Consider the following 15245-nt stretch of genomic DNA (forward strand, 5'->3'; position numbering starts at 1 on the left):
AGAGTCTCGCCATGCCGCCGCTTGCCGCTCCCCTGCGTGACCCCGCCCCCATGCTCGACCGCGCGCTGCATGAATGGGGCGGGCGCGACGACCTGTGGATCTTTGGCTATGGCTCGCTGATCTGGCGGCCCGACTTTGCCTACGCCGAGCGGCGCGCGGCCACGGTGCACGGCTGGCACCGGGCTTTGAAGATGTGGAGCCGCGTGAATCGCGGCACGCCCGAATGCCCGGGCCTGGTGTTCGGCATGCTGTCGGGCGGCAGTTGCCGCGGCATGGTGTTCCGCGTGGACCACAGCCACGCGCGCCAGGTCATGGTCAACCTGTGGCAGCGCGAGATGGTCCTGGGCGTATACGACCCGCGCTGGCTCAACTGCCGCACGCCCCAAGGTGCGGTGCGCGCGCTGGCTTTCACGCTGTCGCGCAAGAGCCCCAGCCACACGGGCGTGCTGGCGGACGAGGAATACCGCCGCATCTTCGCGCAGGCCAGCGGCATCTACGGCACCACGCGCGACTACGCCGAGGCCACGCACGCCGAGCTGCAGCGCATGGGCATCCACGACCGGGCGCTCTCGCGTCTGATTGCGTTGGCGCGCGAACCGCGTTAGTTTGGCGGTTTTCAACCCTCCTGGAGAAATCGCATGTCCCTTCGCTACCTCCCCACGGCCGCGGCCCTGGCGGCTGCCATCGCACTCGCCGGCTGCGCATCCATGTCCAGCGCGCCCTCGGCCACCGCACGGCTGGAGCCTACGCGCGGCAACAGCACCCAGGGCACGGTGCGCTTCGTGCAGAGCGGTGATGCGGTGCGCGTCAGCGGCACGGTCAGCGGGCTCAAGCCGGGGGCGGAGCACGGCTTTCACATCCATGAGAAAGGCGACTGCTCCAGCGGGGACGGCAACAGCGCGGGCGGCCACTTCAATCCCACGGGCACACCGCACGGCCAACACGGCAAGGGACCGCACCACACCGGCGACCTGCCCAGCCTGCGCGCGGACGGCAACGGCGTGGCCACCTTCAACTTCGAGTCGCGCAGCATTCGCGTGGGCTCCGGCGCCACCGACATCGTGGGTCGCGGCCTGATCGTGCATGCCAACCCCGACGACTACGTCACCCAACCTACCGGCAACGCGGGCGCGCGCCTGGCGTGCGCGGTGATCGCCGGTCGCTGATCGTGCAGGGCTGGGCGCCCTGCGGGCACAATCCCCGCATGAGCCACAGCCCTCTTTCCTCCTCCATCGCCGACCTGCGCAAGAGCTACGAGCGCGCCGAGCTCAGCGAGGACGCCTCCCACGCCGATCCCTTGCTGCAGTTCGACCAATGGCTGCGCGAAGCCATCGCTGCCCAGGTGCCCGAGCCCAACGCCATGACCGTGGCCACCGTGGGCAGCGACCTGCGTCCCAGCACCCGCGTGGTGCTCATCAAGGGGTATGACGCGCAGGGCATCGTCTGGTACACCAACTACGACAGCCGCAAGGGCCGCCAGCTGGCCGGCAACCCCTATGCCGCGCTGCAATTCCACTGGGTGGAGCTGGAGCGCGTGGTGCGCATCGAGGGCGTCGTGGAAAAGGTGAGCGACGAGGAAAGCGACACCTATTTCCACAGCCGCCCGCTGGACTCGCGCATCGGCGCCTGGGCCAGCCCGCAAAGCCAGGTCATCGCCAGCCGCGGCGTGCTGGTGGCCAACGCCGCCAAGTATGGCGCGCAGTTCCTGCTCAAGCCGCCCCGCCCGCCGCACTGGGGGGGCTTTCGCCTGCGGCCGGATCAGTGGGAGTTCTGGCAGGGCCGCAAGAGCCGCCTGCACGACCGGTTGCGCTACCGCCTGGAGGACGGCACGTGGGAGCGCGAGCGGCTGGCGCCGTAAGCGCCCGGAAGACGCCCTGCTCCACGCGCGTCTTCAACGCATGTTCAATGCATGAAGAACTGCGCCAACACCAGCACCACCGGCAGCGTGATCAGCGCCAGCGCGGTGGACAGCGCGATGGCCGAGGACACCTCCTCCTGCATCACGCCATAGCGCTGCGTGAACAACAGCACATTCGCGCCCACCGGCATGGCCGCGGCGGTGAACATCACCGCGATCGCCGGGCCTGACAGCCCCAGCGCCCACGCCAGCGTCCCCAGCGTGGCGGGCAGCGCCAGGTTCTTGATCACCGCCACCCGCAACGCGCCGCGCCAGTGGTTGCCAATGCGTGTGTGCGCCAGCGCAATACCCACCAGCAGCAGCGCCATGGGCCCCAGCGCCGCCGCCAGCACCTGCAGCGGGCGGTCCAGCATCTCGGGCAGCTTCCAGCCCGTCTGCGCGAACAGCAGGCCCGCCAGGATGGGCAGCGGCACCGGGTGCACGATGCTGTTGCGCACGGCCTGCCACACGGTGTGCGCCATGGGGCGCGGCGCGGCGCTGCCGGTGCGCTGCTGCTCGCGCGCCTCGGCCAGCTCGAACACCATGGTGGCCGCCGTCAGCAGCACCAGCGAATGCAGGGACACCAGCGTGAACAGCGTCACCAGGCCCTGCGGCCCATACACCAGACCCATGAGCGGCGCGCCGATCATCACCAGGTTGCTGAAGGTGTGCGCCAGCGCCCGCGCCGCCGCGGCCGTGGAGAACCGGCTGAACGCCAGCGTCAGCCCGAACAGCAGCGCCGCCGCGCTGAAGTACAGCAGCACGGGCTGAAAGTCCAGCTCTTGGAGCCGCACATTGCCCATGGTGCGAAACAGCAGCGCGGGCGTGAGCACCAAGAACACGATATTGGACAGATCTGGCACCGCCGTGGCGCGCACCCAGCCCACGCGGGCGGTGAGGTAGCCGATGCCGATGCACAGAATGACGGGAACCAGGGGAACGAGGATCGAGGACAGCAAGGTGGGCAGAGGGTCGAAGTGCCGGCGCGGCGCCGGGCGGCAAGTGTAGGGCCTGGGGATGCGGCGCGCTTGCACTCATGAATTAATAGCTGCCAGCGCTTGATGGACAAGCGCTGGAGGCCGAAAACGCCCTAAATCCCTTGCAACTGTGGCGCAGCGCCGGACCTGGGACAATACTGGCCCCCGCCCCGCTCCCTTGTCCCCCAGACCGCCCCGTCCTTCACCGTGCACGCTATGCCCTCCTCCATCGCCCACAGTCCCTGGCGTATGTCCGTTGCGCCGATGATGGACTGGACCGACAGGCACTGCCGCTACCTGCACCGCCTGCTGTCGCGCCACACGCTGCTCTACACCGAGATGGTGACCACCGGTGCGCTGGCGCACGGCGACGTGCAGCGCCATCTGCGCTTTGACGCGGCCGAGCACCCCGTGGCGCTGCAGTTGGGCGGCAGCGAGCCGGCCGACCTCGCGCACTGCGCCCGTCTGGGCGAGCAGTGGGGCTATGACGAGATCAATCTCAACTGCGGCTGCCCCAGCGAGCGTGTGCAGCGCGGCGCTTTCGGCGCCTGCCTGATGAACGAGCCGCAACTGGTCGCCGACTGCGTGAAAGCCATGGTGGACGTGGTTCAGGTCCCGGTCACCGTCAAGCACCGCATCGGGATCGACCAGAACGAAGACTACGGTTTCGTGCGCGACTTCGTGGGCGTGGTGGCCGACGCGGGCTGCCGCGTGTTCATCGTGCATGCGCGCAATGCGTGGCTGAAGGGTCTGTCGCCCAAGGAGAACCGCGAGATTCCCCCGCTGCGCTACGACGTCGCGGCCCGGCTGAAAGCCGACTTCCCGCAACTGACCATCGCCATCAACGGGGGCTTTCAGACCGACGCCGCGGTGCTGGAGGAGCTGGCCCGGGTGGATGGCGTGATGGTGGGCCGCGAGGCCTACCACAACCCCTGGTGGCTGGCGCGCTGGGACGAGCAGTTCTTTGGCGCCGCGCCCGCCGCGCCCACGCGCGAGCAGGTCGAGGAAGACATGGTGGCCTACATGGAGCGCGAAGCCACCGCGCACGGCACGCACTGGTATGCGGTGGCGCGCCACATGCTGGGCCTGCGCAACGGCCTGCCCGGCGCGCGACGCTGGCGCCAAGTGTGGAGCGACCACCGCTTGAAACACCTGCCCGCGCGCGAAGTGATGGCCCTGGCGCGCACCAAGCCGGGCGCCACCGCGCCCGATGCACTGCGCGCAAGCGCCGTGCAAGCCGGCGCCCTGCCAACGGAGCCGCTCAGCCTTTGAGGCCCGCCAGCCAGTCCCGCAGCGGCTGCGGCAGCCCGAACAGATAGCCCTGCAGGCCATGGCAGTGGTGGGCGATGAGGAAGTCCGCCTGCTGCCGCGTCTCCACCCCCTCGGCCACCACGCGCAGGCGCAAGTGGCGCGCGACCGAAAGAATGGCCTGCACGATCGCCGCGTCGTTCGCGTCGGAGGGCGCGTCCTGCACGAAGCTGCGGTCGATCTTGAGTTCGTACAGCGGCAGGCGCTTCAGATACGCCAGGCTGGAGTAGCCGGTGCCGAAGTCATCGATGGAAAAGCGCACGCCCAGCGCCACCAGCTCGTGCATGCGCCGGGCGGTGTCCTGCCAGTTCTCCACCAGCAAGCTTTCCGTGACCTCCAGCGTGAGCAGCGCCGCGGGCGCGCCCGTGCTGTGCAGCGCCGCGCGCACCTGCTCCACGAAGTCCGCCTGGCGGAACTGGCGGGGGCTGACATTGACCGAGATCGACAGCGCCCGGCCCTGCTGGTGCAGTTCGGCCAGCGTGGCGCAGGCCTGCTGGATGACACGCGCACCCATGCGCACGATCAACCCCGCCTGTTCCGCCACCGGGATGAACTGCGCCGGCGGCACGAAGCCGCGCTGCGGATGCGGCCAGCGCAGCAGCAGCTCCGCGCCGATGAGCTGGCCGGCGGCATCCACCTGCGGCTGCGCATAGGTCAGCAGCGCGTCGTTGTCGACCGCGCTCTTGAGGTCCTGCAGCAGCGCCAGGCGCTCCTGCGCTGCGGCGTGCATGTCCTGCTCAAAGAAGCACACCTGGTTGCGCCCCCGGTCCTTGGCACAGAACATGGCCGTGTCGGCCTCGCGCAGCAGGTCTTCCACGGCCTCACCGTTCTTGGGAAACAGCGTCACGCCGATGCTGCCGGTACTGCCGTAGTGCACCCCGCCCAGGTCATAGGGCGCATCCAGGCATTCGCGCAGCTGCTGGGCGCGCCGGCAGGCCTGCTCACGCGCAACGGAAGGGCCGTCGCCCAGCCGCGGCACCAGCATGACGAATTCGTCGCTCCCCAGCCGTGCCACGGTCTCCTGCGGCCCGGCCGCGTCCTGCAGGCGCGCGGCGACCTGCACCAGCAGCCCGTCGCCCACCCCGTGGCCGCGCGCGTCGTTGATCTCCTTGAAGTTGTCCAGGTCGATGTAGAACAGCGCGCCCATGCCCCCCTGCTGCTGGGCCGTGACCAGTGCATCCTGCAAGCGCTGCAGCAGCAGGCGGCGGTTGGGCAGGCCGGTGAGCGCGTCGAAATACGCGAGCCGGTACATGGCGGCCTCGGCTTCGTGGCGCCGCGTGACGTCGCGCGACAGCGCGATGAAGTGGCGCTGGCCCGGGCCGGCCCCGGTCTGCGGCGCCCCCCCCTGCTTGCAGGCCACGGACAGCTCGAACCAATGCTGGCTGCCCCCGATGTCCAGGCTGTACTGCCGCCCTTCGGAATAACCGTACTCGGCCGCCTCGTCCAGCGCAGCCATGCATTCGGCGGCGGCAGCGGGCGGCAACACATCCCCCAGCGTGCGCCCCACCAGCGCCTGGGCGCGCGTGCCGATCAGGTCCGCGCGGGCGGACCGGTAGTGGTGGATGCCTCCCTGTGCGTCCACCTCGAACAGTAGATCGGGCACGGCATTGAGTGTGGCTTCCAGCTCATCGCGCGTGCGGCGCAACTCGCGCGTCATCTCGCGGGCCAGCGCCATGGCCCGCTGTCGCGCGTTCACCTGCTGCCCCACGAACCATCCCGCCAGCAGGCTGAAGGCGGCGCCCAGCAGGGCAACCAGATGGTGTGTGGATCCTTCGAAGCGCTGCTCGAATGAGGGCAGCGGGTACAGCACCAGCGTCCAGCGCCTGCCGCCTACGTCGTAGCTGCGCACGGCCTCCAGCCCGCCATTGACCGCGTGGGGTGCATAGTCCGTGCGCGACGCAAACACGAGCACCCCACCTGCCACCGAGGGGCCGTCATGGATGGCCAGCGCAAGGTCGCTGTCCAGCTCGCGCGCCAGGCCCTGGATTACGTCGTCCATGCGAAATGGCGCGGCCACCCAGCCTGCAATGTTCTGGCGGCGCTGGGCCAGAGTGTCCACGGCAGCGTGTCTGGCATACAGCGGCAGGTACATGACCAGGGAGCTGCCGGCATTCCCTTCGCGGCTGCCCAGCGGGCCCGACAGCGCCAGCGTCCCGGAGTCGCGCGCGCGCAGCAGCGCCTCGCGCCGCGCCGGCTGCAGCATGGCATCCTGTCCCAATTCCTGCTGGTTTTCCGGCGTTTGGGGTGCGATGTGCGTGATCAACGCCTGCCCCGTGCGCGCCCCGGTGGATTCCGCCACGCGTGACAGCAGCGCCACGCCCTGCAGGCCCGGGCGCGTCTGCGGCAGGTGCAAGGCCTCCACATAGGCCTGGAATTCCTGCTGGTCGATGCTGTCGGAGCCTTCGTAGTAGCCCTTGACGCCACGCAACACCATTTCGTAGGCGGCGATGCGGTCCGACAGGTTGGAAACCACGCGGTCCACGGACAAGGCGAAAGCCTGCAGCCGGCGCTCGTCCCGTGCGCGCTCCACACCCTGCCAGACCAGATAGGTGACGGCGAGCAGCAGCAGTGAAAGCACCACTGCTGCGATCATGCCCGGATGCCATGGGGCCCAGTGCTGTGCGAACCCCCTCGGGGCAGCCACCTCTTTATTCATGCGTTTCCAAGCGTCGCATAGCGACCGCCGCAACACAATAGGGAAGCGCCAGATTGCCGCGCCGCGCGGCCCGTCTGTGGGACGCGGCCTTGTCCTACCCCGCCGAGGGCCACCGCAGGCCCTTTCCTGCCCTACCATCCGTGGCTGTCCCTTGACCCCTGCGTCTGCCGTGCCCCTCCCCTCACCCACGACCCATCTCACCCCTGAGGAGTCCGCGTTCCACGCGTTCTATGCGCAGGAGCGCCCGGCGCTGGACCACGCCTGCGCGTTTTACATGGCGCTGCTGCAGTCGCTGCTGTCGCAGGCGCGCCACATCGACATTGCCAAGATCGAAGGGCGCGTGAAGGACCGCGATGAATGCCTGCGCAAGTTTTCGCGCAAGTACCGCGCGGCGCTGGAGGAAAGCGGGGCCCCCTATGAAATCCGCCCCTACATCACCGACCTGATCGGCGTGCGCGTGGTCTGCCTGTACGAGGACGAGTTGGAGAAGGTGGCGCAGATCGTCCAGTCGCACTTCGACGTGATCGACGTGACCGACAAGGTCAGCGCCCTGGAGGGCACCGAGGCCTCTTTCGGCTACAAGGGCCTGCACCTGGACCTGCGGCTCAACGCCGTGCAAGCCGCCCTACCCGAGAACGCCGCCTACGCGGCGCAGCCGTTCGAGCTGCAGGTGCGCACCATCATCCAGGACGCGTGGAGCGTGCTGGACCACAAGATCAAGTACAAGAAGTCGATTCCGGCCGAACTCAAGCGCCGCATCAACGTGCTGTCCGCCCTGTTCGAACTGGCGGACCGCGAGTTCCGCCAGATCCGCGATGCCACCGATGCCGAACTGCTCTACGCACCCGACGAGACCACCGAGGCCGAGACCGAAGCCAGCCGAATGCCGGCGCCCGGCAGCGAGCTCAACGCCTTCACGTTCCTGAAGATTGCCCGCCATTTCTTCAAAGACGTGGAGTTCGACGCGCAGAAGGTGGACCTGTTCGTGGACGACATGCGCGCATGGTCACCGGGCATCACGCGTGCCCGCTTCAACACCCTGATGCGCGAAACGATTGCCACCGTCAAGCGCTACAAGCAGTTCTACGAGGCGCAGAACCCCGAGGGCAGCTTCAACCCCTTCACCGTGATCCGCCACTGCCTGTACCTGGGCGACCGGCAGGCGTTTCGCCGCGCGCTGCGCAACAGCTCGCGCGAAGCCTTCGAAGCGTGGCTGCAGGAAAATCCCACCCTGATATAAGTCAAATCGACCTCCAGCGCTTGTCCATCAAGCGCTGACAGCTATCAAAAGCATTGCATCAAGCCCGCCCGCCAATGTCGCGCGCGGGACACTGAATGCGTAGTTGCACGACACGCAAGCAAATGCAACTGCTGATATATTGCACTGCAACATAACTTGGTCCTGCCCCATGCTGTACACCCTCTACGAGACCCAGCGCTCCCTCATGGAGCCCTTCGCCGACCTGGCGCAGGCCGCCGCCAAGTTCTACAGCAACCCGCTGTGGCCGTTCAGCGAGACGCAACTGGCCCGTCGCATCTCGGCGGGCTATGAACTGCTGTACCGCCTGTGCAAGGACTACGAGAAACCCGAGTTCGGCATCAGCACCGTGGACGTGGATGGCGTGAGCGTGGCCATCCATGAGCGCGTGGACGTCGACAAGCCTTTCTGCGAACTGCGCCGCTTCAAGCGGTTTTCGGACGACCCGGCCACCTTGCTCAAGCTCAAGGGGCAGCCCGTGGTGCTGATCGTGGCGCCGTTGTCGGGCCACTACGCCACGCTGCTGCGCGACACCGTGCGCTCCATGCTGGAGAGCCACAAGGTCTACATCACCGACTGGAAGAACGCGCGCATGGTGCCGCTGCAGGAGGGCGAGTTCCACCTGGACGACTATGTGAACTACGTGCAGGAGTTCATCCGCTACCTGCAGGGCCAATACGGTAACTGCCATGTGATGAGCGTCTGCCAGCCCACCGTGCCGGTACTGGCCGCCGTCTCGCTGATGGCCAGCCGCGGTGAGACCACGCCACTGTCCATGACCATGATGGGCGGCCCCATCGATGCGCGCCGCTCACCCACGGCGGTGAACAACCTGGCCACCCAACGCAGCTTGGAGTGGTTCGAGAACAACGTCATCTACCGCGTACCCAGCAACTTCCCCGGCGCCGGCCGCCGCGTGTACCCGGGCTTTCTGCAGCACATGGGCTTCGTGGCCATGAACCCGGACCGGCACGCCAGCAGCCACTACGATTACTTCAAGAACCTCATCAAGGGCGATGACGCCAGCGCCGAGGCCCACCGCAAGTTCTACGACGAATACAACGCCGTGCTCGACATGGATGCCGACTATTACCTGGAGACCATCAAGACCGTCTTCCAGGACTACAGCCTGGTCAACGGCACCTGGGACGTGCGCTCGCCGGACGGCGCGGTGGAGCGCGTGCGCCCCCAGGACATCACCCAGACCGCGCTGCTGACCATCGAAGGCGAGCTCGACGACATCTCCGGCTCCGGCCAGACCGAGGCGGCGCAGGATCTGTGCACCGGCATCGCCGCGGACCGGCGCAACCACCTCGAGGTGAAGGGCGCGGGCCACTACGGCATTTTCAGCGGCCGCCGCTGGCGCGAGCTAGTCTACCCGCAGGTGCGCGACTTCATCCGTGCCAACCAGTCCGCCCAGCCCACGTCACGCCCCCGCCGCGCACGCAGCGCCGCCTGACGCCGGCCATGACCTCCCCCGCAGCGCAGCAGGCGCTCGTTGAGCGCATTGACGCGGCCCTGCCCCAGACCCAGTGCACGCGCTGCGGCTACCCTGACTGCCAGTCCTATGCCCGTGCCATCGCACGGGGCGAGGCCGAGATCAACCAGTGCCCGCCCGGTGGGGCCCAGGGCGTTGCACGCCTGGCCGCCATCACTGGCCGGCCCGAGCTGCCGCTGAGCGCGGCCCATGGAACGGAGGTCCCGCGCGCCGTGGCGGTGATCGACGAGAACTGGTGCATCGGCTGCACGCTGTGCCTCAAGGCCTGCCCCACAGACGCCATCCTGGGCATCAACAAGCGCATGCACACCGTGATCGCGCCGCACTGCACGGGCTGCGAACTGTGCCTGCCCGCGTGCCCGGTGGATTGCATCCGCATGGAAAATGCCAGCGGCCAGGCCACTGGCTGGGCCGCATGGTCCGCCCCGCAGGCCGAGCAGGCGCGCGTGCGCTACCAGGCGCGGCAAGAGCGGCTGCAGCGCGAGGAGGCGCAGGCCGCCGCCACCGAACCCGTTCCTCCGGCGCCGGACAACGCGCCCGATCCCAAGCGCGCAGCCATTGCCGCGGCCCTGGCGCGCGCCCGCGCGCAGCGCGCCGACCGCGGCTGACGCCGCTGCGCCGGCAGCCCTACCGCTCACGACCGCAGCGGGCTATGGCAATACGGCGCGATACGGCGACAGGCCTGCCGCATCAGGCCGCGAGCGACTTGTAGACGCCACAGCCCAGATAGACATCTCCCGCGCGCTGCACGTAGGACATCTTGGTTTGCACCGCGCCCGTGGCCGGATTGGTGATGTCGTATTCCACCCAGCCCGGCGCGCGTTCGGCCTGGGCCACGATGGCGCTGACCAGCGCATCCCCGGCAATACCGGGAATGTCCTGCACCCGCGTTCCCACTTTGGCGGGATTGCCGCCAAAGGCCAGGTAGGTGCCGCCCGCATCGAGCGCGAACACGTACATGTCGCGGTCGTGGTAGGGCTGTGCGGGGTCGGTCAACGTGCGAAGAAAGGCGTCGCGCGGCAGGCCGCGCTGCACGGCCGCAGCGCGCTGCACCAGGGCCACGGCCTCCTCGGCCGTACCCTGCTGCAGGCGAAACGCCAACACCGCCCGGGACAGGGTGGACGCCCGGCTCTCCAGCGCCTGTGCCTCGCGCAGGGCATCGCTCACCATCTGGGCATTGCGCTGCGTGATCTGGTCCAGTTGCTGCACCGCGGTGCTGATCTCGCGCAGACCCGTGCCCTGTTCATTGACCGAGTGGGAGATTTCGCTCACATGCCCGGCCACGCCACGGATGCCTTGCGCCATGGCCGCAATGCCCTCACCGGCGGTGCGGATCAGCCCCGCGCTGCCCTCCACCTGCCGCACGGACGTGCCAATGAGGTCGCGGATCTCGCGCGCCGCCTCGGCCGAGCGGCCCGCCAGCGTGCGCACCTCGGCCGCCACCACGGCAAAACCCCGGCCCTGCTCGCCCGCGCGTGCCGCTTCCACGGCGGCATTCAGCGCCAGGATGTTGGTTTGGAAGGCGATGCCGTCGATCACCTGGATGATCTCGCCCATGCGACGGGCATCGTTCTGGATGCCCTGCACCGCCTCCACCGCCCGCGCCATCGCCTGGGTGCCCGCCTCAGCGGCTTGGCGCACCTCGCCGGCGCGCTGATCGGCCACGCTAGCCGCCTGCGCGTTGTTGTTCACGGCGGAAGACAGCTCCTCCACGCTGGCCGCGGTTTGCTCCAGGCTGGCGGCCTGTTGCTCGGTGCGGTCGGCCAGTTCGCGGTTGTCCGCCGCCAGGCTTTGACCCGCGTGCGCCACCAGCGCCGCGTTGCTGCGAATGTCGGCCACCATCGACGAGAGCGTGTACACCATGCGGTTGAGTTGCTCGCCCATGTGCGCCAGTTCATCGCGGCCGCGCACTTCGGCCCGGCTGCACAGGTCGCCCTGCGCCGTGCGCTCCATGACGCCGCCCAGCCGCCGCAGGTCGCCCGCCACACTGGCCTGGAAAGCCGTGGCCAGATAGGCGGTGGCCAGCACCGCCACGCCACACACGGCCCACGTGGCGCGCGGCCCCCACCCCTGCACCCCCGCCACGGCCAGCAGTGCCAACACGGCCACGCCTCCCAACAGGGCCAGCTTGGCCGAGAAACGCAGGCGCCGCATGAGCCCTACGCCAGGTCGCAGAATGAATGAAACCGTCATCGCTTTTGTCCCCCTCGATGGCTGAAATGTGCGCCCTGGCGCGTCGCACTGATGAATTGATGCCGTTTGTAACCAAATTTTACGGCTGTGTAGAGCGATCAAACCCTGTAGTTGTTTTTGGGAACGGGTGGCGGGGCCGCGCCCTGTGGCGCCCGGCCGCATCCCTGATAATCGCCCCCCTATGAATCCCCTGCTCTCCCTACTGCAGCCCTATCCGTTCGAGCGGCTGCGACAGCTTTTTGCGGGGGTGACGCCCTCGGCCGCACACCGCGCCATCAGCCTGGGCATCGGCGAGCCACGCCATGCAACGCCGCCGTTCATCCAGGAGGCCCTGGCCGCCAACCTGGCAGGCCTGGCCAGCTACCCCTCCACCGCCGGTGACCCCAGCCTGCGCGAAGCCTGTGCCGGCTGGATGCAGCGGCGCTACCATATTCCCGTCAACCCCGCCACGCAGGTGCTGCCGGTGAACGGTTCGCGCGAGGCGTTGTTCGCATTCGCGCAAACCGTGGTGGACCCCACCCGCGCAGGCGCCACCGTGGTGTGCCCCAACCCGTTCTACCAAATCTATGAAGGCGCCACGCTGCTGGCCGGCGCCACGCCGTACTACGCCCCGAGCGATCCAGCGCGCAACTTTGCCGTGGACTGGGACAGCGTGCCCGAGGAGGTATGGCAGCGCACGCAACTGCTCTTCGTGTGCTCGCCCGGCAACCCCACGGGCGCCGTGATGCCCCTGCCCGAGTGGGAGAAGCTCTTCGCGCTGAGCGACCGTTACGGTTTCGTGATCGCCTCGGATGAGTGCTACAGCGAAATCTACTTCCGCGACGAGCCACCACTGGGCGGCCTGGAGGCTGCAGCCAAGCTCGGACGCAGCGACTACCGCAACCTGATCGCCTTCACCAGCCTGTCCAAGCGCAGCAACGTGCCGGGCCTGCGCAGCGGCTTCGTGGCGGGCGACGCGGCACTCATCAAGGCGTTTTTGCTGTACCGCACCTACCACGGCAGTGCCATGGGGCCCGCCGTGCAGGCCGCCAGCGTGGCTGCCTGGAACGATGAGGTGCACGTGGAAGAAAACCGTGCCCTTTACCGCCAGAAGTTCGCCCAGGTCACGCCCATGCTCGCCGAGGTGATGGACGTGCGCCTGCCCGACGCGGGTTTCTACCTCTGGGCCAAGGTGCCCGACGCCCTGGGCATGAGCGATGCGGAGTTCGCCCAGGCCCTGCTGGCTCAATACAATGTCACGGTATTGCCGGGCAGCTATCTCGCCCGCGATTCCGGTGGCGCCAACCCCGGCGCCCAGCGCTTGCGCATGGCCCTTGTGGCCGAGACCGCGGAATGCGCCGAAGCGGCCTCGCGCATCGTGCAATTCATCCAATCCCGTACGTTATTCCATCCATGACCCAACAATTGCAGACCCTGATCGACAACGCCTGGGACAACCGCGCCAGCCTCTCGCCCTCCGCCGCGCCCAAGGAAGTGGTGGATGCCGTCGAGCATGTGATCGCCGAACTCAACAACGGCAGGCTGCGCGTGGCCACGCGCGAGGGCGTGGGCCAGTGGACCGTGCACCAGTGGATCAAGAAGGCCGTGCTGCTGTCGTTCCGCCTGAAGGACAACGAGCTCATGAAGGCCGGCGACCTGGGCTTCTTCGACAAGGTGCCCACCAAGTTCGCCCACCTGTCCGCCGACGAGATGGCCGCCACCGGCGTGCGCGTGGTGCCGCCGGCCGTGGCGCGCCGCGGCAGCTTCATCGCCAAGGGCGCGATCCTGATGCCCAGCTACGTGAACATCGGCGCCTATGTGGACGAAGGCACCATGGTGGACACCTGGGCCACCGTGGGCTCGTGCGCGCAGGTCGGAAAGAACGTGCACCTGTCCGGCGGCGTGGGGCTGGGCGGCGTGCTCGAGCCCCTGCAGGCCAACCCGACCATCATCGAGGACAACTGCTTCATCGGCGCGCGCTCCGAAGTCGTCGAGGGCGTGATCGTCGAAGAGAACTCGGTCATCAGCATGGGCGTGTACATCGGTCAGAGCACGCCGATCTACGACCGCACCACGGGCGAGACCACCTACGGCCGCGTGCCCGCTGGCTCGGTGGTGGTCAGCGGCAACCTACCCAAGGACGGCGGCCGCTACAGCATGTACGCGGCCATCATCGTCAAGAAGGTGGACGCCAAGACCCGCTCCACCACCAGCCTGAACGACCTGCTGCGCGACTGAAGCTACGCCGCACCGGCACTGCACGCATACATAACCAGCACTGAGAGGGAACCAGCATGAGCACGATGGAGCGGATTCTGCGCCTGATGGCCGACAAGAAGGCATCCGATGTCTACCTGTCGGCCAACGCACCGGCGCTGATCAAGATCAACGGCGAATGCGTGCCGATCAACAGCCAGATCCTGCCGCCCGACGCGCCCAAGAACCTGCTGTCCGAGATCGTCCCCCCCGACCGCATCGAAGAGCTGGAAGAGACCGGTGAGCTCAACATGGGTGTGCCGCTCACCGGCGTAGGGCGCTTTCGCGTCAGCGCGATGCGCCAGCGCGGCACCTATGCGGTGGTGATCCGCTTCATCACGCAGAACATCCCGCAGTTGTCCACGCTGCACCTGCCGCCGGTGCTCAGCGAGCTGATCATGGAAAAGCGCGGCCTGATCCTGCTCGTGGGCGCCACGGGCTCGGGCAAGAGCACGACGCTGGCGGCGATGCTGGACGCGCGCAACGAGTCCATGACCGGCCACATCCTCACGGTGGAGGACCCGGTCGAATACCAGTTCAAGAACAAGAAGTCCATCGTCAACCAGCGGGAGATCGGCAGCGACACCCAGTCGCTGCAGACCGCGCTCAAGAACGCGCTGCGACAGGCGCCCGACGTGATCCTGATCGGCGAAATCCGTGACCGCGAGACCATGTCCGCCGCCATCGCCTACGCCCAGTCGGGCCACCTGTGCCTGGCCACGCTGCACGGCAACAACAGCTACCACGCCCTCAACCGCATCCTGTCGTTCTACCCCGTGGAGGTGCGCCCCACGATGCTGGGCGACCTGGCGTCCGCGCTCAAGGCCATCATCTCGCAGCGCCTGGTGCGCACCACGACCGGCGAGCGCGTGCCCGCGGCGGAGGTCATGCTCAACACCAAGCTGGTGGCCGAGCTGGTGGAAAAGGGCGACTTCTCGGGGATCCGCGAGGCCATGGAAAAATCCATGGCCGAAGGCTCGCAGACCTTCGAGGAAGCGCTGGCACACCTGATCCTGGAGGGCAAGATCGACCGCAAGGAAGGCCTGGCCTACGCCGACTCCCCCACCAACCTTATGTGGCGCCTGCAAAACGACTTCTCGGCTGCCGCGAAGTCGGCGCGCGCCGTCAACGATGCCGGCCAGCAGTCCGAGGACGATGCCCCCTCGTTCACCGAGATCGTGCTGGACGTCAAGCCCGCCTGAGCCCGTTTCGCGGCCGCTGCA

At 68.0% G+C, this 15245-nt stretch carries 13 protein-coding genes; 10 read left to right on the forward strand and 3 right to left on the reverse strand.

What is annotated here, in order from left to right:
* The first annotated feature begins 11 nt into the window (after window positions 1-11).
* Genes DTPSY_RS09440 through pdxH form a run of 3 tightly spaced genes read left to right on the forward strand, consistent with a single transcriptional unit; the run spans window position 12 to window position 1858 of the window.
* Entirely contained in the window at window positions 12-605 is a 594-nt protein-coding gene (locus DTPSY_RS09440) for a gamma-glutamylcyclotransferase (RefSeq protein ID WP_015913401.1), read from the forward strand.
* A 33-nt stretch (window positions 606-638) separates the two neighbouring features.
* Entirely contained in the window at window positions 639-1166 is a 528-nt protein-coding gene (locus tag DTPSY_RS09445) for a superoxide dismutase family protein (protein ID WP_015913402.1), read from the forward strand.
* Between the two features lie 38 nt (window positions 1167-1204).
* Window positions 1205-1858: a pyridoxamine 5'-phosphate oxidase gene (pdxH, locus tag DTPSY_RS09450; protein WP_015913403.1), complete on the forward strand. Its 654-nt coding sequence runs from the start codon at window positions 1205-1207 to the stop codon at window positions 1856-1858.
* A 44-nt stretch (window positions 1859-1902) separates the two neighbouring features.
* On the opposite strand, the gene DTPSY_RS09455 is transcribed toward pdxH, so the two are convergent.
* On the reverse strand, window positions 1903-2856 hold the full coding sequence (locus DTPSY_RS09455) for an AEC family transporter (RefSeq protein WP_041838844.1): 954 nt from the start codon (window positions 2854-2856) through the stop codon (window positions 1903-1905).
* Between the two features lie 234 nt (window positions 2857-3090).
* Here DTPSY_RS09455 and dusA point away from each other — a divergent pair, with 234 nt between their 5' ends.
* Complete coding sequence (dusA, locus tag DTPSY_RS09460) at window positions 3091-4146, forward strand: tRNA dihydrouridine(20/20a) synthase DusA (protein ID WP_015913405.1); 1056 nt, start codon at window positions 3091-3093, stop codon at window positions 4144-4146.
* Here the strand turns inward: dusA and DTPSY_RS09465 are convergent.
* Window positions 4136-6775 carry a bifunctional diguanylate cyclase/phosphodiesterase gene (locus DTPSY_RS09465; RefSeq protein ID WP_238526521.1) on the reverse strand — a complete coding sequence of 880 codons (2640 nt, stop codon included), beginning with the start codon at window positions 6773-6775 and terminating at the stop codon, window positions 4136-4138. The genes dusA and DTPSY_RS09465 overlap by 11 nt on opposite strands.
* Window positions 6776-7007: 232 nt before the next feature.
* On the opposite strand from DTPSY_RS09465, the gene DTPSY_RS09470 reads away from it, so the two are divergent.
* The 3 genes from DTPSY_RS09470 to DTPSY_RS09480 all read left to right on the forward strand — a co-directional run bounded on the left by DTPSY_RS09470 (window position 7008) and on the right by DTPSY_RS09480 (window position 10202).
* Window positions 7008-8078, forward strand: coding sequence for a GTP pyrophosphokinase (locus DTPSY_RS09470; protein WP_015913407.1), 1071 nt, complete (start codon window positions 7008-7010; stop codon window positions 8076-8078).
* A gap of 169 nt (window positions 8079-8247) precedes the next feature.
* Window positions 8248-9555: a polyhydroxyalkanoate depolymerase gene (locus DTPSY_RS09475; protein ID WP_015913408.1), complete on the forward strand. Its 1308-nt coding sequence runs from the start codon at window positions 8248-8250 to the stop codon at window positions 9553-9555.
* An 8-nt stretch (window positions 9556-9563) separates the two neighbouring features.
* Window positions 9564-10202: an RnfABCDGE type electron transport complex subunit B gene (locus tag DTPSY_RS09480; RefSeq protein ID WP_015913409.1), complete on the forward strand. Its 639-nt coding sequence runs from the start codon at window positions 9564-9566 to the stop codon at window positions 10200-10202.
* An 82-nt stretch (window positions 10203-10284) separates the two neighbouring features.
* Here DTPSY_RS09480 and DTPSY_RS09485 read toward each other — a convergent pair whose 3' ends face one another.
* Window positions 10285-11748, reverse strand: coding sequence for a methyl-accepting chemotaxis protein (locus DTPSY_RS09485; RefSeq protein ID WP_015913410.1), 1464 nt, complete (start codon window positions 11746-11748; stop codon window positions 10285-10287).
* A gap of 220 nt (window positions 11749-11968) precedes the next feature.
* Between DTPSY_RS09485 and dapC the strand changes: the two genes are divergently transcribed.
* From dapC to DTPSY_RS09500, 3 genes are read left to right on the forward strand one after another with little or no spacing between them, the layout of a single operon-like run.
* The gene (dapC, locus tag DTPSY_RS09490) at window positions 11969-13183 is read left to right on the forward strand and encodes a succinyldiaminopimelate transaminase (RefSeq protein ID WP_015913411.1); all 1215 of its coding nucleotides are present in this window, start codon (window positions 11969-11971) and stop codon (window positions 13181-13183) included.
* Window positions 13180-14004 (forward strand): 2,3,4,5-tetrahydropyridine-2,6-dicarboxylate N-succinyltransferase, encoded by an 825-nt coding sequence (dapD, locus tag DTPSY_RS09495; RefSeq protein WP_015913412.1) that lies wholly within the window; start codon window positions 13180-13182, stop codon window positions 14002-14004. The genes dapC and dapD overlap by 4 nt, the downstream gene beginning before the upstream one ends.
* Before the next feature lie 56 nt (window positions 14005-14060).
* On the forward strand, window positions 14061-15224 hold the full coding sequence (locus tag DTPSY_RS09500; RefSeq protein ID WP_011805311.1) for a PilT/PilU family type 4a pilus ATPase: 1164 nt from the start codon (window positions 14061-14063) through the stop codon (window positions 15222-15224).
* The last annotated feature ends 21 nt before the right edge of the window (window positions 15225-15245 follow it).

Source organism: [Acidovorax] ebreus TPSY (genome assembly GCF_000022305.1).
In the GTDB taxonomy this organism is placed as follows: Bacteria; Pseudomonadota; Gammaproteobacteria; order Burkholderiales; family Burkholderiaceae_C; genus Diaphorobacter; species Diaphorobacter nitroreducens.